This is a genomic window from Pseudarthrobacter sp. ATCC 49987 (genome assembly GCF_009928425.1).
Lineage (GTDB): Bacteria > Actinomycetota > Actinomycetes > Actinomycetales > Micrococcaceae > Arthrobacter.
In genome coordinates this window covers 2,504,758-2,528,834 of the sequence record NZ_JAABNS010000001.1, presented here as the reverse complement: position 1 = coordinate 2,528,834, position 24,077 = coordinate 2,504,758, and the positions used below count along the sequence as shown (strand labels likewise).

The 24,077-nt window shown below is 68.0% G+C and carries 18 protein-coding genes; 11 read left to right on the top strand and 7 right to left on the bottom strand.

Features of this window, described 5'->3' with window-relative positions; all coding sequences use genetic code 11:
* Positions 1-11 precede the first annotated feature (11 nt).
* Genes GXK59_RS11815 through GXK59_RS11795 form a run of 5 tightly spaced genes read left to right on the top strand, consistent with a single transcriptional unit; the run spans position 12 to position 3,259 of the window.
* Positions 12-689 carry an arsenate reductase ArsC gene (locus GXK59_RS11815; RefSeq protein ID WP_160666983.1) on the top strand — a complete coding sequence of 226 codons (678 nt, stop codon included), beginning with the start codon at positions 12-14 and terminating at the stop codon, positions 687-689.
* A complete protein-coding gene (locus GXK59_RS11810) occupies positions 686-1,108 on the top strand; it encodes an arsenate-mycothiol transferase ArsC (protein WP_160666981.1) in 423 nt (140 codons plus the stop codon). Before GXK59_RS11815 ends, GXK59_RS11810 begins: the two co-directional genes overlap by 4 nt.
* 2 nt (positions 1,109-1,110) lie before the next feature.
* Complete coding sequence (locus GXK59_RS11805) at positions 1,111-2,328, top strand: MFS transporter (protein ID WP_160666979.1); 1,218 nt, start codon at positions 1,111-1,113, stop codon at positions 2,326-2,328.
* A 43-nt stretch (positions 2,329-2,371) separates the two neighbouring features.
* A complete protein-coding gene (locus tag GXK59_RS11800; RefSeq protein ID WP_160666977.1) occupies positions 2,372-2,698 on the top strand; it encodes a thioredoxin family protein in 327 nt (108 codons plus the stop codon).
* A gap of 18 nt (positions 2,699-2,716) precedes the next feature.
* Complete coding sequence (locus GXK59_RS11795; RefSeq protein WP_160666975.1) at positions 2,717-3,259, top strand: DinB family protein; 543 nt, start codon at positions 2,717-2,719, stop codon at positions 3,257-3,259.
* Positions 3,260-3,505: 246 nt separating this feature from the next.
* Here GXK59_RS11795 and GXK59_RS11790 read toward each other — a convergent pair whose 3' ends face one another.
* Genes GXK59_RS11790 through GXK59_RS11780 form a run of 3 tightly spaced genes read right to left on the bottom strand, consistent with a single transcriptional unit; the run spans position 3,506 to position 7,172 of the window.
* Entirely contained in the window at positions 3,506-6,046 is a 2,541-nt protein-coding gene (locus tag GXK59_RS11790; protein WP_160666973.1) for an MMPL family transporter, read from the bottom strand.
* A gap of 1 nt (position 6,047) precedes the next feature.
* Positions 6,048-6,752: a TetR/AcrR family transcriptional regulator gene (locus GXK59_RS11785; protein WP_160666971.1), complete on the bottom strand. Its 705-nt coding sequence runs from the start codon at positions 6,750-6,752 to the stop codon at positions 6,048-6,050.
* Positions 6,753-6,779: 27 nt separating this feature from the next.
* The gene (locus tag GXK59_RS11780) at positions 6,780-7,172 is read right to left on the bottom strand and encodes a YbjQ family protein (RefSeq protein WP_160666969.1); all 393 of its coding nucleotides are present in this window, start codon (positions 7,170-7,172) and stop codon (positions 6,780-6,782) included.
* 213 nt (positions 7,173-7,385) lie between these two features.
* On the opposite strand from GXK59_RS11780, the gene GXK59_RS11775 reads away from it, so the two are divergent.
* A complete protein-coding gene (locus GXK59_RS11775; protein ID WP_160666967.1) occupies positions 7,386-7,949 on the top strand; it encodes a hypothetical protein in 564 nt (187 codons plus the stop codon).
* Between the two features lie 95 nt (positions 7,950-8,044).
* Here the strand turns inward: GXK59_RS11775 and GXK59_RS11770 are convergent, their stop codons facing one another.
* The 4 genes from GXK59_RS11770 to GXK59_RS11755 form a co-directional block, all read right to left on the bottom strand.
* On the bottom strand, positions 8,045-9,496 hold the full coding sequence (locus GXK59_RS11770) for a dicarboxylate/amino acid:cation symporter (RefSeq protein ID WP_160666965.1): 1,452 nt from the start codon (positions 9,494-9,496) through the stop codon (positions 8,045-8,047).
* 245 nt (positions 9,497-9,741) lie between these two features.
* Positions 9,742-11,451 (bottom strand): DUF885 domain-containing protein, encoded by a 1,710-nt coding sequence (locus tag GXK59_RS11765; protein WP_237393871.1) that lies wholly within the window; start codon positions 11,449-11,451, stop codon positions 9,742-9,744.
* A 53-nt stretch (positions 11,452-11,504) separates the two neighbouring features.
* Positions 11,505-11,750 carry an acyl-CoA carboxylase subunit epsilon gene (locus tag GXK59_RS11760; RefSeq protein ID WP_160666963.1) on the bottom strand — a complete coding sequence of 82 codons (246 nt, stop codon included), beginning with the start codon at positions 11,748-11,750 and terminating at the stop codon, positions 11,505-11,507.
* Positions 11,747-13,330: an acyl-CoA carboxylase subunit beta gene (locus GXK59_RS11755; protein ID WP_160666961.1), complete on the bottom strand. Its 1,584-nt coding sequence runs from the start codon at positions 13,328-13,330 to the stop codon at positions 11,747-11,749. The genes GXK59_RS11760 and GXK59_RS11755 overlap by 4 nt, the downstream gene beginning before the upstream one ends.
* Before the next feature lie 307 nt (positions 13,331-13,637).
* On the opposite strand from GXK59_RS11755, the gene GXK59_RS11750 reads away from it, so the two are divergent.
* The 5 genes from GXK59_RS11750 to GXK59_RS11730 all read left to right on the top strand — a co-directional run bounded on the left by GXK59_RS11750 (position 13,638) and on the right by GXK59_RS11730 (position 23,971).
* Positions 13,638-14,543, top strand: a complete 906-nt coding sequence (locus GXK59_RS11750) for an SDR family oxidoreductase (protein ID WP_160666959.1) — start codon at positions 13,638-13,640, stop codon at positions 14,541-14,543.
* Between the two features lie 185 nt (positions 14,544-14,728).
* Entirely contained in the window at positions 14,729-15,643 is a 915-nt protein-coding gene (locus GXK59_RS11745) for a biotin--[acetyl-CoA-carboxylase] ligase (RefSeq protein WP_160666957.1), read from the top strand.
* Positions 15,636-16,241 (top strand): PH domain-containing protein, encoded by a 606-nt coding sequence (locus tag GXK59_RS11740; RefSeq protein ID WP_160666955.1) that lies wholly within the window; start codon positions 15,636-15,638, stop codon positions 16,239-16,241. Before GXK59_RS11745 ends, GXK59_RS11740 begins: the two co-directional genes overlap by 8 nt.
* A complete protein-coding gene (locus GXK59_RS11735; RefSeq protein ID WP_237393870.1) occupies positions 16,231-17,607 on the top strand; it encodes an adenylate/guanylate cyclase domain-containing protein in 1,377 nt (458 codons plus the stop codon). The genes GXK59_RS11740 and GXK59_RS11735 overlap by 11 nt, the downstream gene beginning before the upstream one ends.
* Before the next feature lie 265 nt (positions 17,608-17,872).
* Complete coding sequence (locus GXK59_RS11730; RefSeq protein WP_160669124.1) at positions 17,873-23,971, top strand: Ig-like domain-containing protein; 6,099 nt, start codon at positions 17,873-17,875, stop codon at positions 23,969-23,971.
* Positions 23,972-24,077: the final 106 nt, after the last annotated feature.

The following is a 24,077-nucleotide window of genomic DNA, read 5'->3' as shown; positions in this document are numbered from 1 at the left end:
GGAGAGCTGTCATGACTGACCACCCTGAACACGGCCTGGGCCTGCAGGACAACACCGAAGTCCTGCAGCGGATCAGCGCGCGGCTGGCAGACCGGTTTGCCGGCATTTTTGCCGCAGAGACGGTCGAACGCTACGTCTTCGAGTCCTACACCGCCCTTGCCCGGACCGCGAAGATCAGCACGTACCTGCCGTCCACCACCGAACACTTCGCCAGCGACCGGCTCGCCGCGCTGGCCAAATCCAAGGGCGCCGTCGCCTCTGAGGTCCCCGAAGTGCTGTTCGTCTGCGTGCAGAACGCCGGGCGGTCCCAGATGGCCGCAGCACTCCTGAATGTCGAGGCCAAGGGCAGGATCCGGGTCCGGTCCGCCGGCTCCCTGCCGGCCGCGGAACTGGACCCTGCCGTCGTCGCGGCGATGTCCGAAATGGGCCTCGACCTCACCAGGGACTACCCCAAACCCCTCACCGACGACGTCGTGCGCGCCTCGGACGTGGTGATCACGATGGGCTGCGGCGACTCCTGCCCGATCTACCCCGGCAAACGCTACGAGGACTGGGAGCTGGCAGACCCGGCCGGGCTTCCCGTTGAGGCCGTGCGGATCATCCGCGATGAGATCCACGACCGGGTCAAGGAACTGGCAGCATCACTGCTCAACAACACCGTCGTAGACAAGGAAGAATCAAACACATGACCCAGACCACGAAGCAGCCCAGCGTCCTGTTCGTCTGCAGCAAGAACGGCGGGAAGTCCCAGCTCGCCGCCGGACTGATGAACCAGCTCGCCGGCGGGGCCGTCACCGTCTACTCCGCGGGGACCAAACCCGGCAAGTCGCTGAACCCGCAGTCCGTGGACGCGCTGGCAGAACTCGGCATCGACATCACCGGCGAGCACCCCAAACCCGTCACCGACGACGTACTGAACGCGGTCGACGCCGTCATCGTCCTGGGCAACGAGGCAAAAGTCGAAGCCCCCGAGGGCAAACGGCTCGAGGTCTGGGACACGGACGAGCCCTCCGAACGCGGCATCGGAGGCATGGAGCGCATGCGCCTGGTCCGGGACGACATCAAGGCCCGGGTCCAGAAGCTGTATGCGGAGCTCGCCGGGGACTGACCGTGCCCGCGGCCGCCCCCAACCGGATCCTCGTCGCGGAGGGTGCACCGCGCGGAGGCCTCGCCGCGCTGTGTATCACCCAGACCACCGGGTGGGGCGTGCTCTACTACGCGTTGATCACGGCGGTCCGCCCCATCAGCGAGGACACCGGCTGGGACCCGGCCCTCGTGACGGGGGCCTTTTCCGCCGGGCTGCTGGTCTCCGCAGCGGCCGGCATCTTCGTCGGCGGGATCCTTGACAGGACCGGGCCGCGCAGACTCATGATCGGCGGATCCCTCGTCGGAGTGCTGGCCCTGGTCCTGGTGGCGACGGCACCGAACCTGCCCGTGTTCTTCGCGGCCTGGCTGGCCGCCGGCACCGCGCAGGCCGCCGTACTGTACCAACCGGCTTTCACGGTGATCAGCCGCTGGTACGGACCCGCCCGCATCCGGCCCCTGACCATCCTGACCCTCGTCGCCGGGTTCGCGTCCGCTATCTTCGCCCCCGTCACCGCAGCCCTGACATCCGCGGTCGGCTGGAGAGGGGCCTTCATCATCCTCGCCGGGACCATGGGAATCATCACCGTGCCGCTGCACGCCCGCTACCTCAACCGGAGCTGGGCCCCTGCCACCCCCGGCGCCGCCGCGACCGATCACCGGGTAATGGCGCGGACCGTCCGGCGCAGCCCGGAATTCCTGGGCCTGCAGGCCCTCATGGTCCTCCTCTGCCTCGGCCTCTACACCGTTACGCTGAACATCATTCCCCTGCTCGTGGAAAAGGGAGCCGGCTATGCCACGGCCGCGCTCGGGCTCGGCCTCGTCGGCGCCGGACAGGTCGGAGGGCGGCTGCTGTTCGCCGCCATCCCGCACCGCGCCAGGCTGCCGGTCATCGCCGGAACGGCAGCCTGCGCCGTGCTGGCACTGGCGGCCCTGCCCGGCCCGGTCCCGCTGCTGATCGCGGCAGGAATGCTCGCCGGCGCGGTCCGCGGGTGCCAGACCCTGCTGCAGGCCACGATCGTAGGCGACCGCTGGGGCACCCGGAACCTCGGCACCCTGCAGGGAGTCTTCGCGGCCCCGCTGACGGCCGTCACCGCCATCGCCCCGGCTGCAGGTCCGCTGCTGGCCGCCTGGCTCGGCAGCTACACGGCGATGGCGTACGCCATGACGGCATCGGCCGCTGCGGCTGCCATTTTCACGGCTGCCATGAGCCTGCGGGAGAACCGTCGGGCCGCGGTCTGGTGAGGGATTTCAGCCCCGAAATGATCTTGGGGGCCATAATGAGGCCATGCACACTGAACTGCTAACCATTCCAGGCTGCCCTCACAGCCGCTCGGCCCGGGAACTGTTCGCCAGTGCACTGGAGCTGGAAGGCATCGATCCGGAGCTGCTCACGGTCACGGAAATCATCACAGACGAGGACGCGGCAACAGCGTCATTCCACGGCTCACCCTCCTTCATCATTGATGGGACCGATCTCTTCCCGTCAAACGCGGCGCCGGCCCTAACGTGCCGCGTCTATCCGAGCCAGCGCGGATTCACCGGACAGCCGGACCTGGATTCCCTCCGCAAAGCAGTCCGCGGAGTCGTACCCCGGGGCCGGCTGCGGACCTGAGGCGTGGGAGCGCACACCATGGAGCCAACAAGGGATGAGATCACGGCAGGCTACCGCCGTGCCGTCCACGACCTGGACATCTGGCTCGGGAGCACAACGTCCGCGGATCTTCACCGCAAAAGCAACGGAACACGGTGGACCAACGAAGAGCTGCTGTTCCACATGGTCTTCGGCTACATGGTTGTCCGCGCTCTCCTGCCGCTGGTCCGGGTCGTCAGCCGCCTCCCCAAGCCGGCCCGCACCGGGTTCGCCGCCGCGCTGAACGCGGGCACCCGACCATTCGATGTCGTGAATTACTGGGGCTCCCGCGCCGCCGCCCTCGTCTACAACCGGCGAAGGATGGGCCGGAAACTTGATCGAACGATCAATGCCTTGACGCGGCGGTTGGAACGCGAGAGCTCATCTTCGCTCTCCCGCTCAATGCCCTTCCCCGACAGGTGGGACCCGTTCTTCAAGCCCGTCATGACGCTTCACGATGTCTACGCCTACCCCACACTGCACTTCGACTTCCACGCCAAGCAGCTGAATCTCCGTCGCCCGGAGGGCCGGGACCGGCCCTGAAAGCACCTGCTGGCGCCGCGGCGGTAAGCGGTCATCCGGCGCCCCGCGGCGCGAACATGATGACCCCCAGCCCGGCCCACCACCACGCTGGGCCAGGCCGAGGGCCGGGCGAGCCCGGGAAATTCACACTCGCGTCCGCTGACGGCGCGACCGCTCCGGGGCAGCACCCCGCCCACAACAAAGCCGCCCGCCGATCAGGTGATCAGCGGGCGGCTTGTCCATCCCTGATGGGGGAGTCGGTGACGACTACCGGGCGGTTGCCTCAGCGGTGTCCGTGACGGAATCCGGGAGGGCGGCCGCAGGTTTGCGCAGCTTGGCGCCTTCAACGTCCACGTCCGGCAGGATCCGGTCCAGCCAGCGCGGCAGCCACCAGGCCTTTTCTCCGAGCAGGTACATCACGGCCGGGACGATGGTCATGCGGACCACAAAGGCGTCAATCAGCACACCGAAGGCCATGGCGAAGCCGAGCGGCCGGACCATGTTCAGGTGCGAGAAGATGAAGCCCGAGAACACGCTGACCATGATGATTGCGGCCGCGGTGACCACGGCGGCGGCGTGGCTGAAGCCCGAGCGGACCGCATGCTTGGCCGATTCGCCGTGCATGTAGGACTCGCGCATGCCGGAGGTGATGAACACCTGGTAGTCCATGGCCAGGCCGAACAGCACGCCGATCAGGATAATCGGCAGGAAGCTCAGCACGGCGCCCGGGTTCTCGACGCCGAAGATGGTCCCCAGCCAGCCCCACTGGTAGACGGCGACAACGGCACCGAACGCGGCGGCGAGCGAGAGCAGGAATCCGCCCGTGGCCAGCAGCGGCACCCAGATCGAGCGGAACACGAGCAGCAGCAGGATCAGCGAAAGGCCAACCACGATCATCAGGTAGGGCGGCAGCGCGTCACCGAGCTTGGTGGACACATCGACGTTGCCTGCGGTCTGCCCGGTGAGCCCGATGCTGACGCCGGTGGAGTCCTTGATCTGGCCCTTTTCGGCGCGGAGTTCGGAGACCACCCGGACGGTGCTCGCGCTGGCGGGGCCTTCCTTCGGGATGACCTGGAACACCGCGGTGCGGCGGTCCTCGCTCAGGGCCAGCGGCACGGCCGCGCTGACATTTTCGGTCCCGCGCAGGATGTCCGCGACGTCGAACTGTTTATCCTGGGCCTCGGCTGCGCTGAGCCCCTCGGGGAAGTCGCCCACCACGATGATCGGGCCGGTCATGCCCTCGCCGAAGCTCCGCTTGGTGACGTCGTAGGCCTTGAAGGCCTGCGACGCGACCGGCTCGGAGCTGGCGTCCGGCAGGGCGAGCCGCAGCTGGCTCGCGGGCAGCGCCACCACACCGAGCAGTACCACCCCTGCCAGCAGGGCAAGCCACGGGTGGTTGGTAACGATGCCGCCCCAGCCGTGGCTGCTGCGGTATTCGTCCTTCGTGCGGTCCTCGGCTTCGTGTCCGGGGGCGGCGTTATGCTGCTCCGCCTTGGCCCAAGCCCGCTTGGAGATCAGTTTGCGGCCCACGAGGGAGAGAACAGCCGGCGTCAGAGTCAGGGCAACGACGACGGCGACGGCTACCGTCGCGGCGGCCGAGAGTCCCATGACGGCCAGGAACGGAAGGCCCGGGACCACAAGGGCCGCGAGGGCGATGATGACGGTAAGGCCGGCGAAGAGCACGGCGTTGCCGGACGTGCCGGTGGCCAGCGCCACGGACTCCTCGGGGTCCATACCGGCGAGCAGCTGGCCGCGATGCCGGTTGACGATGAACAGGGAGTAGTCGATCCCGACGGCGAGGCCGAGCATCAGCGCCAGCATCGGGGAGATGGAGCTCATATCCATGGCGCCGCTCAGGGCGAACGTTCCGCCCACACCGACGGCGACGCCGACGACGGCCATCAGCAGCGGGAGGCCTGCGGCGATCAGGGTCCCGAGCATGATGATCAGGACCAGGGCTGCGACCGCGATGCCGAGGATCTCGGCGGTGCCAAAGAGCTCGGAGATGTCCTCGCTGATTTCCTTGCTGGGCAGGGCGGTGACATTGGCAGCGGAAACCTCCTTGACGATGTCCTGGACTTCCTGGCGGACCTCGGGCTTGAGGCCGTTGATGGAGGTCTTGAACTGGATCTGCGCGATCGCGGCCTTGCCGTCCTCGGAGACGAACCGAAGGCCCTTCGAGGCCTCGAGCTGGCGTGTGCCGAGAGCCAGCTTGGCCTCGCCGGCTTCCAGTTCCTTGGTGCCGGCGTCGAGCTTGGCCTGGCCTTCGGCGAGGGCAGCCTTCTGCTGGCCGAGCTGCGCCTCGATGGCGGCCGGCGGCATTCCGGCGGCCGTCATCTGCTGTTCGGCAGCTTCCAGCTTGGCCTTTCCTGCGGCGAGTTCGGCGGCGGCCGCCTCCAGCCGGGCCTTGCCGGCGGCGGACTGCTCCTTGCCGGCGGCGAGGTCGGCGGCGGCCTTGTCCAGCTGAGCCTGGGTGGCGAACGGATCAACCGTGCCCTGGACATCCGGGAGGGTCTTGAGCTTGGCCAGCGCAGCCGTGACGGCATCCTTTCCGGCCGGGCTGAACTGGGCGCCGTTGGCCTCGAACACAACGCTCGCCGAACCGCCGGAGGATGAGGGGAGCTCGCTCTTGAGCTTGTCCGCCATCTGCTGCGTCTCGGTGCCGGGGATCTGGAAGTTGTTGGACAGGGTGCCGTGGAAGGCAGCTGCCGCGCCACCGACGGCCACCATCACGGCAAGCCAGACGGAGATGACGAGCCAGCGGTGCCGGTAGGAGAACTTGCCGAGGCGGTAGAGCAAAAGTGCCATGTCAGTGCCGATCTGGGAAAGGGGTGGCGGTGGAATTTTTGGCCGAAACAGTGGACTGGTGGGTCTCGGGGCTGGCGAATCCGGAGCCCAGCAGACCCATGGAGTCGATCAGGAGTTGCCGAAGGGTGGAAAGCGATTCGGCGGAGAGGGAGCCGCCGCAGCGCACGAACCAGACATCCATTGCGGCTTTGCCGCAGTAGATGACGGAACCGGCGAGGGCGCGCAGGTACAGTTCGTCGATCTCGACGCCGCCGCCCTGAGTGAAACGATCCCGGGCGGCGTCAATAATCTCGGCGGTGCAGTGGTCCCACGCTTCCAGTTCGGACCGGTTGAGCTGCGGGTTGGACTGGCCAAGGCTGTAAAGCTCGGCCAGCGGGGCGATGGTCATCGGGTCGGCGAGCTCAACCAGGGCCGCCCGCGCAGATTCCAGGATGGGCTCATCGGCGGGCCGGAGCCGGAACTGCTGGAGCGCCGTGTCCAGGAACCCGTGGGTCACCGAGGCGATGACCACCTCAGTGCTGCTGAAGTAGTTGAAGAAGGTCCGGCGGGAGATTCCGGCGGCTTCGGCAATGTCCTCCACCGTGAAGTTGCCCGGGCCCTTGGAACGGAGCAGGCCGAGCGCCGCTTCCGTGATGGCCTGCCGGGTGGCGGCCTTATTCAGCTCGCGGCGCGATGGCACTGACAGTAGTTCAGGAGACGTGGACACTCGATTACACTACGTGCATGTTTGCACTCAGGGCAAGTTTTTATCCGCGCCGGACTTCGTCAGGAAAACGGACTGGCCGGTGGCACCCGGTTCGCCCGCCGGGATGGGGACAGCGAACACGGCCGTGCCGTAGGCGCAGACCTCGGTCCAGGTGGTCCCCAGCTGCGAGTTGTCGAAGCGCATGGCAACAATCGCGTTGGCCCCGCGCTGTTCCGCCTCCGTGACCATCCGGGCCATGACCTGTTGCCGGCTCTCGTAGAGCATGCGGGTCATTTCGGGCAGTTCCCCGCCGCCGATTGAGCGGAAACCGGCCATCACCTGGCCGCCGATATCCCGGGCACGGACGGTAAGCCCCATCACTTCGCCGAAGACGGCGTCGATCCGGTGGCCGGGGATGTCGTTGGAGGTCACGATCAGCATGCCCTGAGCCTACCCAGTCCCGGATGCTCCGGACCGGAACTGCCGCGGGAAACCCGGCCCGGTTGAACTGCCCGGGCCGTCGCAAACCTTCACAGGAAGATGAAAGGTTCCGAACAGCTCCTGCCGAAGCGGCCGGCGGAGACTGGAACCACGTCTTGGAAGAGACAACCACCAATCGCAGCCGTCACCAGGCTGCAGACCAGGAGACAGCACATGTCACGTACGAAGAGAATGACGCTCGCCATTTCGGCCGGGGCACTGGCACTGGGCGCCGGCCTGGGAGTTACCGGGATGGCGTCAGCCGCCACCACTCCGACCCCCACCCCCAGCTCCAGCGCCTCGGCAGATGCGACTCCCGGCACCACTGCCGGCCCGGGCATGCGCGGCGGACATGGACACGGTGGCGGAGAGCGGGGCGGCGCCCAGGCTGCAGCACTGGCAGCGAAGCTCGGCGTTGATGAGGCCAAGGTGACCGAGGCCCTGCAGGCCTTCCGCGAAGCCAACAAGCCGACCACCCCGCCGGCCGAAGGCACCATGCCCGACCGCGCCACGATGGACGCGGCACTGGCGAAGTCCCTGGCGGCGTCGCTGGGGATTGACGAATCCAAGGTCACTGCGGCCCTGGAGGAGCTGCGGACCGCGGCCCAGGCTGACCGCGCTGCGGAGCTGAAGACCAGGCTGGACAAGGCTGTCGCCGACGGCTCCCTGACCCAGGCCGAGGCAGACGCCGTCACCAAGGCCGTGGAGAAGGGTGTGATCGGCGGAGGCGGACACTAGGACCGCCCTTCGCTGCCTTCCCTGATGCGGCGCAACTAAAAAGAAGTCCCCGGGAACCTCCCGGGGACTTCTTTTGTCATGCCTGGCGCAAGGGGTTACGCCTTGGCGCCGGCCAGCTCGCGGCCTTCCGGCGACCCTGCGGGAGCAGCGGCGGCGGAGTGGTCGGCGGCGGTGTTGACCGTGCCGTCGACATCATCGGCGAACGGGTCACCGGTGCGCGGCGCGTTGTAGAGTGCCTCGTCCAGGATGCCCTGGCGCTTGGCCACGATCGTGGGGATCAGGGCCTGCCCTGCCACGTTGACGGCCGTGCGGCCCATGTCCAGGATCGGGTCGATCGCGAGCAGGAGCCCGACGCCGGCCAGCGGCAGTCCCAGCGTGGACAGTGTCAGGGTCAGCATCACGACGGCGCCAGTGGTGCCGGCGGTGGCGGCGGAACCGAGCACGGAAACGAGGGCGATCAGCAGGTACTGGGTGAAGTCGAGCTGGATACCGAAGAACTGGGCAACGAAGATCGCCGAGATGGCGGGGTAGATCGCGGCGCAGCCGTCCATCTTGGTGGTGGCGCCCAGCGGCACGGCGAAGGAGGCGTAGGCGCGGGGGACACCCAGGCTGCGTTCGGTCACGCGCTGGGTCAGCGGCAGGGTGCCGACCGAGGAGCGGGAGACGAAGGCCAGCTGCACGGCCGGCCAGACGCCGGAGAAGTACTGCTTGACGGACAGGCCGTGGGCACGGACCAGGACCGGGTAGACCACGAACAGCACGAGGGCCAGGCCCACGTAGATGGCAAAGGTGAACTTGCCCAGGGAACCGATGGTGTCCCAGCCGTAGATCGCCACAGCGTTGCCGATCAGGCCGACGGTGCCGAGGGGGGCGATGCGGATGATCCACCAGAGGACCTTCTGGATGACAGCGAGGGCAGAGGCGTTGAGGTTCAGGAAGGGCTCGGCCGCCTTGCCCACCTTCAGCGCTGCGATGCCGACGGCGACTGCGATCACCAGGATCTGCAGGACATTGAAGCTCACCGCGGTGGTGGCGACGCCGTCGGTGACGGTGGTGCTGGCGCCGAGGCCCAGGAAGTTCTTCGGGAACAGCCCGGTCAGGAACGCCCACCAGTCACCGGACTTGCCGGCGTATTTGGCTTCCTGGGTGATCCCCGTGTTGGCGCCGGGCTGCAGGAACACGCCCAGGCCGATGCCGATCAGCACGGAGATCAGCGCGGTAATGGCGAACCAGAGCAGCGTGTTCCAGGCCAGCCGTGCGGCATTGGAAACGGCGCGCAGGTTGGAGATGGAGCTGACGACGGCGGTGAAGATGAGGGGCACGACGGCGGTCTGCAGCAGCGAGACGTAGCTCGAGCCGATGGTCTGCAGGGTGGCGCCGAGGGCGTTGGGGCTCGCCTTGGTGCTGCCCGTGTACTTGGCCAGGAGGCCAAGGCCCAGGCCCACGATCAGGGCGGCGATGATCTGGAAGCCGAACGAGCCGGCCCACTTGGGCAGCTGGAAGCCGGTCTTTCCGGCGGGTGCGGGGGTGCTTGTCTGAGTGCTCACTGGAACACGCTAGGACCGGCGCAACTATCACGACGAACGGATGTTGAGAAATGTTACGCGGCAGATTTTAAGGCACGGCCGCGGAATCCCGGGAATGACGCCGCAGGACTGCCCGTTTGTGAAGATATTCCAGCCCCCGGTGTGGCGATTGTCTCGCTGGCCTGCGCCGAGGTGAGAGATTGCGCCCATGTCATTGAAGGACATGGGCGCGAAATCTCACCTCGGCGGGACCAGCGGGACAGGACCTACCCCAGCAGGGCGCGCTTGAGGGTGTCGAGGCCGACGGAGCCGATGTTGAGGGCCTTGGTGTGGAAAGCCTTCAGCTCGAAACCGGGGCGGGTTTCGAGTTCCGCGCGGATCTGCTCCCAGAGCCGCTGGCCCACCTTGTACGACGGCGCCTGGCCCGGCCAGCCGAGATAGCGGGTGAACTCGAACTTCAGCTGGCCCTCGCTGATCGCGAGGTTTTGCCGGAGGAACCCGTGCCCCGTGTCCGGAGTCCAGGTGCCCGACCCCCAACGCTCGGGAACCTCCAGCTCCAGGTGGACACCGATGTCGAACACCACCCGGGCGGCCCGCATCCGCTGCATGTCCAGCATGCCCATGTGGTCGCCCGGGTCCTTGAGGTAGCCCAGTTCCTGCATCAGCTTCTCGGCGTAGAGCGCCCAGCCTTCGCCGTGGCCGGAGGTCCAGCAGACGTTCCGGCGCCACTTGTTCAGCAGCTCGCGGCGGTACGTTGCGGTCGCGACCTGCAGGTGATGGCCCGGGACGCCCTCGTGGTAGACCGTGGTGGTCTCGGCCCAGGTGGTGAAGGTGTCCTCGCCCGGCGGTACTGACCACCACATGCGGCCCGGGCGGCTGAAGTCGTCCGAGGGGCCCGTGTAGTAGATGCCACCTTCGTCGGTCGGGGCGATCTTGCACTCAAGGGTCTTCATGACCTCCGGGATGTCGAAGTGCACACCCGCGAGGTCGGCCACGGCCTTGTCGGAGAGCTCCTGCATCCACGCCCGGAGGGCGTCGGTGCCCTTGAGCTGCCGCGCGGGGTCGTTGTTCAGGACCTCTTTGGCTTCCTCGATCGTGGCGCCCGGCCGGATCTCGTTGGCCACGCGCTCCTGTTCGGCGATCAGCCGGTCGAGCTCCTGCACGCCCCAGGCGTAGGTTTCCTCGAGATCCACTGCGGCGCCCAGGAACGCGCGCGAGGCCAGTGAGTAGCGCTCGCGGCCGACGGCGTCCTTCTCCGGGGCGACGGGCAGCAGCTCGGATTCCAGGAAACCGGCCAGCCGGGAGTAGGCCACGCGCGCGGCGGCAGCACCGGCGTCGAGCCTGTACTGCACGTCCTCGGGCAGCGGCCCGTCCGCGGTCTTGGCGTTGGCAGCAAGACTGGCGAAGAAACCGTCCTCCGCGGCGTGCTTCGTGGTCTGTTCGATCACGATCCTGACCTGGCGTGCGGCGGCAACCTTGCCGTTGTCCTTGGCGGCCCGCAGCGACACGATGTAGCCGTCCAGGGCGGCAGGGACGTTGTGTGCCCGGCCCGCGATGTGCTCCCACTGCGCGGCGGTGTCCGTCGGCATGAGGTCGAAGATCGCGCGGATCTCCTGCGCCGGGGAAGCGATGTTGTTCAGCTCGGCCAGGTCCCAGCCGGATTCGTGGATTTCCAGCTGCAGGCCCAGGCGCTCGCGCATGGCATCCAGGGTGACGGCGTCGACGTCGTCCGCCGGCTCCAGCCCGTCCAGCGCGGCGAGAGCCTCGCGGGCGGCCGCCGCGAATTCCTCGTGCCCGGCGGGGGAGAAGTCCTGGTATTCGGTTTCGTGCCCGGGAAGCCCGAGTTCCGTGGCGAAGCTCGGATTAAGCCGGATCAAAGTGTCCGTGAAGGCATCGGCGACGGCATCGATGGCAGTGTGCGGGCGCACAGGAACCGGGTTCTGGGCGGCAGTGTTTTCAGTGGGTTCGATAGTCACCCGAAAGACACTAGCCGGGCCGCGCCAGTTATGAAAGGGTTACTGAACTTTTCCTAGCCGCGGCTGCGTTTCCACGAGCCGGGGCCCGGCTTCGGTGCCAGCTGCAGCTGCTGCCGGCGGATCCAGTGCCGGACGCTCGGCTTTTCCGGGGCGGCCCCTCCGCCGCTGCCCAGGGACAGTACGACGGCGGTCAGGGCCGCGAGCTCCTCCGGCGTCGGCTCGCCCTTGGTGACGGCGAGCAGGGGCTGCTCCGCCGGCTGGTTGTCGGCGGGCCCGGCCGCCGGATCCGCCGACGTCACAGCGGGATGTTCCCGTGCTTTTTGGCGGGCAGGCTGGCGCGCTTGTCCCGCAGGGCACGCAGGCCCTTGATGATCTGGACCCGGGTCTCGGACGGGGCAATGACGGCGTCGACGTAGCCGAGCTGGGCAGCCTGGTAGGGGTTGAGAAGCTCCTCCTCGTACTGCCGGATGACCTCGGCGCGCTTGGCGTCGACGTCGCCGCCGGCCTCCGCGACCGCGGCGAGTTCGCGGCGGTACAGGATGTTGACCGCGCCCTGGGCGCCCATGACGCCGATCTGCGCGGTGGGCCAGGCCAGGTTCAGGTCGGCGCCGAGCTTCTTGGAGCCCATCACGATGTACGCCCCGCCGTATGCCTTGCGGGTGATGACGGTCAGCTTCGGCACGGTGGCCTCGGCGTAGGCATAGAGCAGCTTCGCGCCACGGCGGATGATGCCCTGGAACTCCTGGTCCTTGCCCGGCAGGAATCCCGGCACGTCCACGAGCGTGATGATCGGGATGTTGAAGGCGTCGCAGTGCCGGACAAAACGTGCCGCCTTCTCCGAGGCGGCGATGTCCAGCGTGCCGGCAAACTGCATCGGCTGGTTGGCCACAATGCCCACGGTGTGGCCCTCGACCCGGCCGTAGCCGATCATGACGTTCGGCGCGTAGAGGGACTGCATCTCCAGGAAGTGTGCGTCGTCCACAATCTGCTCGATGACCTTGCGCATGTCGTACGGCTGGTTGGCCGAGTCCGGGATCAGCGCGTCCAGGGCGAGGTCCTCGTCGTCGAGTTCCAGCTCCTGGGAGTGCTCCAGCACGGGGGCCTCTGCGAGGTTGTTGGACGGCAGGAAGTCCAGGAGTTCGCGGACGAATTCGACGGCGTCGGCCTCGTCGGAGGCGAGGTAGGTGGAGGTTCCGGTGTTGGCGTTGTGCTGCCGCGCGCCGCCGAGGGTCTCCATGTCGACGTCCTCACCCGTGACGGTCTTGATGACGTCCGGGCCGGTGATGAACATGTGCGAGGTCTTGTCCACCATGACCACGTAGTCAGTCAGGGCGGGGGAGTAGGCCGCGCCGCCGGCGGAGGGGCCCATGATGAGGGAGATCTGCGGGACAACACCGGAGGCGTGGACGTTGTTGCGGAAGATGTCCGCGAACATCGCCAGCGAGGCGACGCCTTCCTGGATGCGGGCGCCGCCGCCGTCGAGGATGCCCACCACGGGGCAGCCGTTGCGCAGCGCGAACTCCTGGACCTTGACGATCTTCTCGCCGTTGACCTGGCTCAGCGAGCCGCCGTAGACGGAGAAGTCCTGGCTGTAGACAGCCACGGGCCTGCCGTCCACCGTGCCGTAGCCCGAGACCAGGCCGTCGCCCAGCGGCTTCTTCTTTTCCATACCGAAGGCGGTGGAGCGGTGCACGGCGAGGGCATCGAACTCGACGAAGGAGCCGGCGTCCAGCAGCAGGTCGATGCGCTCGCGGGCAGTGTTTTTGCCCCGTGCGTGCTGCTTCTCGATCGCTTCCGGGCCGGAGGGCTGCTCAGCACGGGCCTGGCGGTCGCGGAAATCGGCAATCTTTCCCGCGGTCGTGGTCAGATCGTGGCTCATCAAGTGTCTCCGGCTCTGTAGCTGATGTTCTGCTGAATCGTGTGGTGCTTATGGTGCTGTGGCCCTGTCCGCGCGGCGCTTTAGCTGGTATCCACAAAAGCCGGGCCTTGATGGCAAGTCTAGTGAGGCTATTGGCCCATGCCGCTGTAGAAAACCTACAATATTCGGCCCGAATCCCACCGGCACCGCCACGTGGGGGCTGGCAGACGTTGTCCGGACGCCCGTGACGCTCCTGCCCCTTGGAGGTACACGCCCCGCGGCGCGTCAATGTTACCCGCCAGTAACATGGGTCGGCTAGAGTGTCCTCATGACTTCGAGCAATGACGCTTCGGCCGCCGCCCCGCACTCCCGGCAGCCCGGGCCGTACCAGGCCGCCGGTACCCTCCAAGGCCGCACCATCCTCATCTCCGGCGGAAGCCGCGGCATCGGCCTGGCCATCGCCACCCGAGCCGCCCGCGACGGTGCCAACATCGTCCTGATGGCCAAGACCGGCCAGCCGCACGCCAAGCTGGAAGGCACGGTCTACTCCGCCGCCGAACAGATCGAGGCAGCCGGCGGCCAGGCCCTGCCGCTGGTCGGCGATGTGCGCAACGACGCCGACGTCGCCGGCGCTGTCGCCGCGGCCGTCGAGCGCTTCGGCGGGATCGACATCGTCATCAACAACGCCTCCGCCATCGACCTGTCCAAGACCGACGACGTCGACATGAAGCGCTACGACCTGATGCAGGACATCAACGTCCGCGGCACCTTCCTGCTCTCCAAGCTCGCCCTGCCCGCGCTGCGCGAGTCCGACGCCGGCCAGATCCTGACGCTCTCCCCGCCGCTGAACCTGGATCCCAAGTGGGCCGGAATGCACCTGGCCTACACGATGGCGAAGTACGGCATGAGCCTGACCACCCTGGGCCTCGCCGAGGAGCTGAAGATCGACGGCATCAACGTGAACTCGCTGTGGCCCTGCACCCTGATCAACACCGCCGCGATTCGCAACATGCCGGGCGGCGAGAAAATCGTCCAGGGCGCCCGCGGCCCCGAAATCATGGCGGACGCGGCCCACGCCGTGCTGACCAGCAGCAACGCGATCCCGGAGTCCGGCAGCTGGAGCGGCAACTTCTACACCGACGAGCAGGTCCTTGCGGCCGCCGGGGTCACGGACTTCACCCCGTACAGCCTGGGCGCCCCGGAAGACCGGCTGATCCCTGACATCTTCCTCTGAGTTCCCTGTGGTTTCTCATGGTCCACGGGACGGCCCGGGCCGCCGAATCTCCCCACTTTGGCGGGTTCGACGCCGGAATTCAGCGGCGTTTCGGCCCAACCCGCCGGGGACGTCATTCAAAAGTGGGGACGTACCGTCGGCCAGTGCCGAAGACTGCGGGGCGGTAACTCGGTAGGATTCAAAGCATGGAAGCCCCGGACCGTCCGCCCCTCGATGTGAACGCCCTCAGCGATGAGGCGTTCCTCTCCGCCAACGGCATTCCGCAGCTCACGGTGGTGGACTCCACCGGCTCCACCAACGCGGACCTGCTGCGCGGCGTCGTCGAGGATCCCCGCGCGTATCCGGACCTCACCGTGCTCACCGCCGAATACCAGAGCGCGGCCCGCGGCCGCCTCGACCGCCGCTGGGAAGCGCCCCCCGGCGGCTCGGTCTCGGTCTCGCTGGTGCTGCGCCCGGTCAACGCCGGGGGGCGCCCGCTGCCGACCCAGAGCTACTCCTGGCTCTCGCTGCTCGCGGCACTTGCCCTGCGCGAGGCGCTGGTGGAAACAGCCGGAATACCCGCGGAGCTCAAATGGCCCAACGATGTCCTGGTCCGCGGCCGGAAGATCGCCGGTATCCTGGCCCAGCTGGGCCCCATGGAGGGAGGCGCCGTGCCACCCGTCGTCCTCGGGACCGGACTGAACGTCACCCTCACCGAGGCGGAACTTCCCGTGCCCACGGCCACCTCCGTCCTGCTGGAACACCCGACCACGGTGGACCGGACCGAGCTGCTCAAGAGCTACCTGTCCCGGTTCGCCACGCTCTACCGCGGTTTCTGCAACGCCGACGGCGATCCCACCGCCGGGCTTGCCGGCGGGCCCTCGCTGCACAAAAGGGTCGAACACCTGCTGACGACGCTGGGAAAGCAGGTCCGTGCCCAGCTCCCGGGCGACCACGAAATCATCGGGCACGCCACCCGGCTGGACGAGTATGGCTCCCTCATGGTGGTGGACTCCGGGGGACACGAGCACGTGGTGACGGCCGGCGACGTTGTGCACCTCCGGCCCTGGACGCCGCCGGGCGAGGGAAGCGCCGGCAGCGCCGAAAGCGGCTATGCGTAAAGAGCTCCTCCCGGGCGAACAAGTGATTGTGGTGACCCGGCCGCAGCCCCGGACCCTGATCGTTCCGGCGCTGCTGTTCATCGCTGTTCCCGCCCTCGCCGCTTTTGCCTGCGCCTGGATCGTCAAGGGCGGCCCGGCCAAGCTGGCCCCGATCATCGCGAAGGAGACGAAGGAGTGGACGCCGTGGCTGATCGGGATCTGCATTGCGATCGCCGCCTGGGTGCTGCTGGGCTACTGCCTGCCGCGGGCCATGACCTGGCACGCCACGAAGTACACCCTGACCAGCCAGCGCCTCATTGTCCGCTACGGCATGCTCAGGCGGCGGGACCAGCAGGTTCCCCTGGCCACCGTTCGTCATGTGGTCATCCACCAGTCGTTGCTCCAACGCGTATTGCGGTCTGGGAATATATCCTTGGAAACCGGGCACCCTGCCAGCATGGTGGTCCCCGACGTCCCGGAGGTCGCGACGTTCCGAAATTTTGTCCTCGACGCCGTCGACGACCTCCCGCGGGAGGTCCTTGGGGCCGTGGACCTGATGCACAACCCCGATGCGGCGTGGCCGTGGGAGACGAGAGAAGGTGGAAGAGATGAGCGCTGAGAACGATCACCGGGACACCGGACTGCTGGCCGACGAGCCGTCGCATTTTTCGGATGCCTTCGTCGAGACCGCCAGTCTCGAAGCAGCCGTCCTCGATGCCGTCGCCGACGGCGGTGAAGTCCCCGAGGAAGTCCCAGAGGAAGACAGCGACGCCGATGCCAACTCCGAGGCATGGTTTCCCGACTCCGCGGACACTGACGTCACGGTAGAGCCGAGGACGGATGACGCCGCTGACGCAACGGCCGCAGAACCCGCCGCCGCCGACTCCGCTGACACGACGGCCGCAGACGCGGGCACCGCCGTCGCTCCTCCCACCGGCACCATGTCCGCCGAGCGCATCGCGCTGAAGGCCCTCGAGCAGCGGCTGCTCGGCGGGGAACGCAAGCTCCGCCGTCGTGAAGTCGCCGCCGGCGCAGGCCTGTCACTGCTCTCCGCCCGCAAACTCTGGCGCGCCCTCGGCTTTCCCAACATCGGCGACGAGGACGTTGCCTTCACCGAACGCGACCAGGCCGCGCTGAACACCATCGTGGACCAGGTCCGGTCCGGCAGGCTCACCGAGGAGGCCGCGATATCCGTTACCCGGGCCATCGGCCAGATGACGGACCGCATGGTGGTCTGGCAGATCGAAGCCCTTGTCGAGGACATGGTCCACCAGCAGGGCGTCACCGACGCCGTGGCGCGCAAGCGGCTGGTCAGCGAGCTGCCCTCACTCGTGGACGCGATGGAGGAAATGCTGCTCTACTCCTGGCGCCGCCAGCTCAACGCCGGTGTCCAGCGGCTCGCCGTGCGCGCCGAGGCCGGACTGGCGTCCAGCGAGGAAGGCCGCGAAGGCGACGAGGACGACGCGCCGCTGCCGCTGGCCCGGGCGGTCGGCTTCGCGGACCTGGTTTCCTACACGAGCCTGTCCCGCCGCATGAACGAAAAGACCCTTGCCCAACTGGTGCAGCGCTTCGAGAACAAATGCGCCGAGATCATCTCCGTGGGCGGCGGCCGCCTCGTCAAGACGGTGGGCGACGAAGTCCTCTACATTGCGGAAACCCCGGCCGCCGGGGCCGAAATCTCCCTGGCCCTGTGCCAGGCCTTCACTGAAGACGAAATCCTGCCCGAGGCGCGCGTCGCCATGGTCTGGGGCCGCATCCTCTCCCGCCTGGGCGACATCTACGGGCCTACGGTCAACCTGGCCGCCAGGCTCACGGCACTGGCGGATCCCGGAACGGTGCTGGTGGACTCGATGACCGCCGCCGCGCTCGAAAACGACGAACGATTCGTCCTGCTGCCGCGGCCGGCCGAGGATGTCCGCGGCTTCGGTGAAATCCACCCAGTCCAGCTGCAGCGCGGCAGCGGCCGCGGCCTGGTCCTGGACTAACCGCCCCTGACCTGCGCCGATGCCGGGCCCGCCGGGCTCGGCTCCGCCGGGGTTTCTCTAATCGATAGCTAATATGCGATAGTCGAGGATATCCGGCACCAACACGGGCGATGCGCCCTGCGTGGTGGCCGTGACCTTCTGGGGGGACACAGCACACATGAAGACCTTCCTTGCAGCCCTGCGGCCCAAAAGCCGCCGGACGGGTCCGGCGCGCCCGCAGGCTGTCCCCTTCACCCGTCCCCTGACCGACCGCCAGCGGCGCCTCATGGCCGGGACCGGCCTCGTTGCCGCCTCCGCCGTGCTGGTTGCCGGTGCCATCATTTATCCGGGGTTCAAGACCACGGAGGTGGAGCTGAATGATGGTGGCGTGTGGGTGGTGTCGAAGTCCAAGAATGCGGTGGGCCGGTTGAATTATCCGTCGCGGGTTTTGGATGGTGCGGTGACGCCGGCGTCGGCGACGTTTGATGTGTTGCAGGATGCCGGGACGGTGTTTGTCGATGACAGTGCGGGCTCGACGTTGAACCAGGTGTCGGCGGCGCAGATGCGGTTGGGCGGGGATAAGAAGTTGCCGGGTTCGGCGGTGGTGAGTTTCGGTTCGAAGGTCATTTCGGTGACGGATGCGGCGAAGGGCACGGTGTGGGCTTTGTCGCCCGCGACGGTGAATGGTTTTGATGCGGAGAATTCGGAGCCGGTCCTGGCGGGGTCGGCCGGGACGGTGTCGGCGGTGGGTGCTGATGACCGGATTTACAGTGCTGATCCGAAGTCCGGGCAGGTCACGGTGACGAGCGTGGATGCCGACGGCGGGCGCACGGACGCGAAGGTGAGCACGTGGGAGGGGCTCAAGGGTGCGGGGGATCTGCAGCTGGCGGTGGTGGGGGATGCGCCGGTGGTCTTGGATGCGGGCCGGGGGAAGCTGTTCCTGCCGGGCGGGCGTGAGCTGGCGCTGGCGGAGGCGCGGGATGCGAAGTTGCAGCTGAGCGGGCCGGCCGCGGACGCGGTGGCCATTGCCACGCCGAAGGCGTTGTTGCGGCAGCCGCTGGATGGTTCGACGGCGAAGACGGTGACCTTTGGCGGGCAGGGGGTGCCGGCGGCGCCGGTGCAGCTGGCCGGGTGTGTGCATGCGGCGTGGTCGGGGGCGAACAAGTATGTGCGTGAGTGCGTCAATGATGCCGATGACAAGACCGTGGATGTGCCGAAAGCGTCCGCGTCGCCGTCGTACGTGTTCCGGGTGAACCGGGACCTGGTGGTCCTGAACGATGTGAACTCCGGCAATGTCTGGTTGGTGAACCAGAACATGCAGCTGGTCAACAACTGGGACGACGTCATCCCGCCACAGCAGACCTCCGACGACGCGGACAAGGACTCCGCCGACGAGGTCCAGCAGACCGTGCTCCCGGACCGCACCAAACCCAACAGCCCACCCGCCGCCAAACCCGACACCTTCGGCGTGCGCGCCGGCAAGACGACCATCCTGCCCGTGCTGGACAACGACACCGATCCGGACGGCGACATCCTCACCGTCCGGACCCCGGACCCGCTCAAATCCGGGCTGCTCGCGCCGATCTACGGCGCCACCGGCTTCCAGGTCAGCGTCGGGGCCGACAAGACCGGCTCGGAAACCTTCAAATACACAGTGGACGACGGCCGCGGACTCTCCGCCAGCGCCGACGTCACGCTCAACATCGTCCCGCCGGGGGAGAACACCGCACCGCGGCAGAAGCCCAACCGTAACACCACCCTCGTGGTGCAGTCCGGCAAGATCGTCAGCCAGAACATCCTCACCGACTGGATCGACCCCGACGGCGACGACCTCTTCGTCGTCGGCGCGGCCAGCAGCGACCCCCGCGACCAGGTCAAGGTCCGGCCCGACGGCCTGCTCAGCTTCCAGGACGCCGGCTCCGAACCCGGACGCAAGACCGTCACGGTCACCGTTTCCGACGGCCGCTCCAGCACCGAAGGCAAGGTCACCGTCGACGTCCGTGCCGCGGGCGCGCTGCCGCCGATCGCCAACGCGGACCACCTCGTCGCCGTCGCCGGGGTGGACACGGTGATCGCCCCGCTCAAGAACGACTCCGACCCCCAGGGCGGCGCCCTGCGCCTCGCGCAGGTCACCCCGGACGGGAACTCCACTGCCACCATGGGCGCGGACCAGCAGACCTTCACGTTCAACTCCACCGCCCAGGGCGCCCACTACGTCTCCTACCTCGTCACCAACGGGCCTGCCAGCGCCCAGCAGCTGGTCCGCGTCGACGTCGTCCCCGGCGGCGGGGACGGCGCCCCGGTGGCCGTCCGCGACACCGCCCTGCTGCCCAGCGGCGGCAGCGTCCTGGTGGACGTTCTTGGCAACGACTCCGATCCTTCAGGAGGAGTGCTGGTGGTGCAGTCCGTGACCGCGGCCGACGGCCTGCCGGTCAGCGTGGCCGTGCTGGACCATTCGGTCGTCCGGATCACCGACGTCCGCGCGCAGGGCCAGCTCAGCGTCAAATACACCATCTCCAACGGCAAGTCCTCCGCGAGCGGGGAGATCGCCGTCCTGGTGGTCCCCGCACCCTCGAAGCTGCAGGCGCCGCAGGCCAAACCGGACGAGGCGACCGTGCGCGCCGGGGACGTCGTCACCATCCCCGTGCTGGAGAACGACACCGACCCCAACGGCGGCAAGCTCACCCTCGAACCGGTGCTGGCCCAGCAGCCGGACGCCGCGGACGGCCGGATCTTCACCGCCGGCGGCGTGCTGCGCTTCATTGCCGGCGAGGTCCCGAAGACCGCCTACGCGATCTACAAGGTCACCAACGCCTCCGGGCAATCGGATTCCCAGCAGGTCACCATCCGCATCCGGGCCCGCGACGACGAACGCAACACCCGCCCCGAACCCAAAAACCTCACCGCCCGCGTGGTGGCCGGCATGACCGTGCGTATTCCGGTGCCGCTCGACGGCGTGGACACCGACGGCGACTCCGTCCAGCTCACCGGCGTGGACAAGGCCCCCGCCATGGGCACGGCCGTGGTCAAGGACGGCTACCTCGAATTCACCGCCGCCGGCAACGCCGCCGGCACGGACACCTTCAGCTACCGCGTCCGGGACCGGATCGGCGCCGAAAATACCGGCACCGTCATCGTCGGCATCGCGCCGCAGGAAGCCAACAACCAGAAGCCCATCGCCGTGGATGACGCGGTGGACGTCCGGCCAGGCCGCAAGATCGCCGTCGAGGCCCTCCAGAATGACTCGGACCCGGACGGGGACCCGATCAGCCTGGTCGGCAACGGTTTCGAGGCCCGCCCCGAACTCGGGGTCGAGGCGGCCGAGGGCGGCAAGGTGCTCCTCACCGCCCCCGGCGCCGCCGGCAACGAGAGCGTCAGCTACAAGATCCAGGACGACAAGAAGGCCCAGGGCAGCGCCGTGATCAGGGTCCGGGTCAGCCCGGACGCCGCGTTGAAGCTGCCCGTCGCCAAAGACGACGTGGTGACCCCGGCCGAAACGCTGGGCAAATCCGCCGTCGACGTCCCCGTCCTGAAGAATGACTCCGACCCCGACGGCGTCGCCGCCGAGCTCAAGATCAGCCTGCCCGACGGCAACCCGAACGCCCGGGTGGGCGACGGCAGCGTGCGGGTGGCGCTCGCGCCGAAGGACCAACTGGTCCCGTACACCGTCACCGACGTCGACGGCCAAAGCGCGACGGCGGTCATCTGGGTCCCCGGCCAGGGCGAACAGCACCCCACGCTGGTCAAAACAGACGTCGTCGAAGTGATGGCCGGCAAGCAGATCGACCTGGACCTGAACGACTACGTCCGGGTCAGGGAGGGCCGCACGCCCCGGATCACCCAGGTGGACAACGTCAGGGTGCAGGGCGCTGACCCGCAGAACGTCGTGGCCGGCAACGGCAGCGCGCTGCGCTACGCCGCGCTCAAGGACTACGTGGGCCCGGGCTCCGTTACGTTCGAAGTGACCGACGGCACCGGACCGGACGATCCGCAGGGCCTCAAGTCCACCCTCAGCATCATCACCAAGGTCCTTCCCGATCCGAACGCCAACCGCCCGCCGAGCTTCAGCGGGGCCACCCTGGACGTGCCCAAGGCAGAGTCCGCCAGCCTGGAGCTGGGCAACCTGGCCAAGGACGTCGACTCCGGGGACCAGGAGAAGCTCACGTTCGAACTCGACGGCACGCTGCCCGAAGGCTTCAAGGCCTCTGTGGACGGCGGGACCCTGCAGGTCACCGCGGACTCCGCCAAGGCCGCCGGCTGGAAGGGCAGCATCCCGCTCAAGGTCACCGACGGCGGCTCCGAGCCGGTCAAGGCCAGCATCACGGCAACCGTCGTGGCCTCCAACCGGCCCTTGCCGGTTGCCAACGAGGACGTCATCGAGAAGGCCAACGCCGGCAAGACCGAGACCATCAACGTGCTCGCCAACGACTTCAACCCCTTCAGCGACACCCCGCTGAAGATTGTCGCCGCCACGGTGGAAACTGGCTCCGCCGCCGGACAGCCAGCCATTGCCGGCGACTCGATCACGCTCACCCCGGCCGCCGGCTTCAAGGGCGTGATGGTGGTGCGCTACACCGTGATGGACAAGACCGACGACGTCTCCCGGCAGACCGACGGACGGGTCCGGATCACGGTCCGGGACAAGCCGGACGCCCCCTCGGCACCCTCGGCGACGGATGTACGCAGCCGGACCGCGGTGCTCAAATGGGCTCCGCCCTCGGACAACGGCGCCACCATCACCAAATACACCGTCCGCTCAAGCGGCTTCAGCCAGGACTGCGCCACCACCACCTGCACACTCAGCGGACTGACCAATGACGTCAAGTACGTCTTCACCGTCACCGCCACCAACGAGGTGGGGGAGTCCGTACCGTCGCCGGCCTCCAACGAAATCCGCCCTGACGAGAAGCCTTCGCCGCCGGAGGCCCCCACGGTCAAAGCCGGGGACAAGAACATGGTGATCGCCTGGCCCGCGGCGAAGTCCGAAGGCTCTGCTGTGAAGAACTACAACCTCGAAATCTCTCCGCCGCCGGCCAGCGGGATCGCCGTGAAGAACGGGGTGGCCGGCCTCAGCTACACCTGGCCCGGACTCACCAACGGCGTGCGCTACAAGGTCCGCGCCCAGGCCGTCAACGAACTCGGCCCCTCCGACTGGGGACAATATTCGGCCGAGGACAACCCGGCCGGCGTTCCGGCCGCCCCGGCAGCCCCGACGACGTCGGTGGCGTCCGCCGTCGGGACCTCCAACCAGCTCAAGGTGAACTGGAGCGAGCCGAACACCAACGGCGACGCCATCAAGAACTACTACGTCACCATGAGCGGCGGCGGCGGTACCACCCAGACCCAGATGGTTGCCGGCACGGTGCGGACCGCGAACTTCACCGCGAACAACTCCGAAACCGGCTACACGTTTACGGTCCAGGCCGAGAACAAGGCTGGCAAGGGCGGCGTCAGCGCGGCCTCGGCGCCGCGCCGTGCCACGGGCAAGCTCGGGCAGGTCTCCGGCGTGAGCGCGACGGCCGCGGACACCGGCGGCGCGGGCAGGGCCGTGGTCATCAACTTCCGGGAACTCGACGCGGCCGGACGCAACGGCTCCCAGCCCGGCGAGGTCAGCTACACCTACTACGCCAGCCCCAGCGGAAAAACCGGAGGGATCACTCCCGGCCAGAAGGTCGGCGGCTTTACCAACGGCGCCGCCACCACGATCACGGTCACCGCCAACTCATCCGTCGCGCCCAGCTCCGACGCCAGCACCGGGGCCACCGCCACGCCGTACGGCGCACCCGGAACCCCCTCGGCGTCCGGACAGAACGGCGCCGAAAACCAGCGGAACCTCAGCTTCAGCTGGAGCTCGCCGTCGACGACGACCAACGACGTCGCCTACACCCAGATCAGTATCGACAACGGCGGCTGGGAACGGGTCGCCGCCTCCGGAAGCCGGACTGTGAACACCGGCGGCTTCAGCGAACCGCACCAGATCCGGGTCCAGACGGTCAACTCCCTCGGCACCGGCGGGGCGATCGCCTCGGCCTCCGCCCAGTCCGGGACCGAGAAGACCCGATGGACCACCAGGCTCAACTCCGGGATGTATCGCAGCTGCACGGACCTGCCAGGCGCCACATCCTACGACAACAGCCAGCCGGGAAACTTTACCTGCGACGGACAGGGCGGCACCGACCGGCCCTGGATGGGCGCATCCGATGTCTTCGACATCATGTGCTGGAAGCCGCACGGCACCCCCTACAGCGGGAACGGCGAGTGGTACTACATCATGCGCGGTTCGCCGAACCAGACCCGCTGGATCGATTCCCGGCACACGACGATCGGACCGCCCGGCCAAAGCGGTGTCCCGCTCTGCACCTTCCCGGTCGGAGCAACACCATAGCCGCGCCGGGCCCGGGCCGGGCGCCGGCCGGTGGGCAGTCCTGCCCATCGCACACACCCGGAACGACCGGTAGGCTGTCGCGGGAAGTGGGCGGCCTTGTCTCGGG

Excerpts from the sequence above, each read along its gene's own strand:
- GXK59_RS11740 (WP_160666955.1), top strand. The coding sequence starts at position 15,636 with ATGCGTAAAGAGCTCCTCCCGGGCGAACAAGTGATTGTGGTGACCCGG.
- GXK59_RS11810 (WP_160666981.1), top strand. The coding sequence starts at position 686 with ATGACCCAGACCACGAAGCAGCCCAGCGTCCTGTTCGTCTGCAGCAAG.
- GXK59_RS11750 (WP_160666959.1), top strand. The coding sequence starts at position 13,638 with ATGACTTCGAGCAATGACGCTTCGGCCGCCGCCCCGCACTCCCGGCAG.
- GXK59_RS11735 (WP_237393870.1), top strand. The coding sequence starts at position 16,231 with ATGAGCGCTGAGAACGATCACCGGGACACCGGACTGCTGGCCGACGAG.
- GXK59_RS11755 (WP_160666961.1), bottom strand. The coding sequence starts at position 13,330 with ATGAGCCACGATCTGACCACGACCGCGGGAAAGATTGCCGATTTCCGC.
- GXK59_RS11775 (WP_160666967.1), top strand. The coding sequence starts at position 7,386 with ATGTCACGTACGAAGAGAATGACGCTCGCCATTTCGGCCGGGGCACTG.
- GXK59_RS11730 (WP_160669124.1), top strand. The coding sequence starts at position 17,873 with ATGGCCGGGACCGGCCTCGTTGCCGCCTCCGCCGTGCTGGTTGCCGGT.
- GXK59_RS11815 (WP_160666983.1), top strand. The coding sequence starts at position 12 with ATGACTGACCACCCTGAACACGGCCTGGGCCTGCAGGACAACACCGAA.
- GXK59_RS11745 (WP_160666957.1), top strand. The coding sequence starts at position 14,729 with ATGGAAGCCCCGGACCGTCCGCCCCTCGATGTGAACGCCCTCAGCGAT.
- GXK59_RS11790 (WP_160666973.1), bottom strand. The coding sequence starts at position 6,046 with ATGGCACTTTTGCTCTACCGCCTCGGCAAGTTCTCCTACCGGCACCGC.
- GXK59_RS11780 (WP_160666969.1), bottom strand. The coding sequence starts at position 7,172 with ATGCTGATCGTGACCTCCAACGACATCCCCGGCCACCGGATCGACGCC.
- GXK59_RS11795 (WP_160666975.1), top strand. The coding sequence starts at position 2,717 with ATGGAGCCAACAAGGGATGAGATCACGGCAGGCTACCGCCGTGCCGTC.
- GXK59_RS11800 (WP_160666977.1), top strand. The coding sequence starts at position 2,372 with ATGCACACTGAACTGCTAACCATTCCAGGCTGCCCTCACAGCCGCTCG.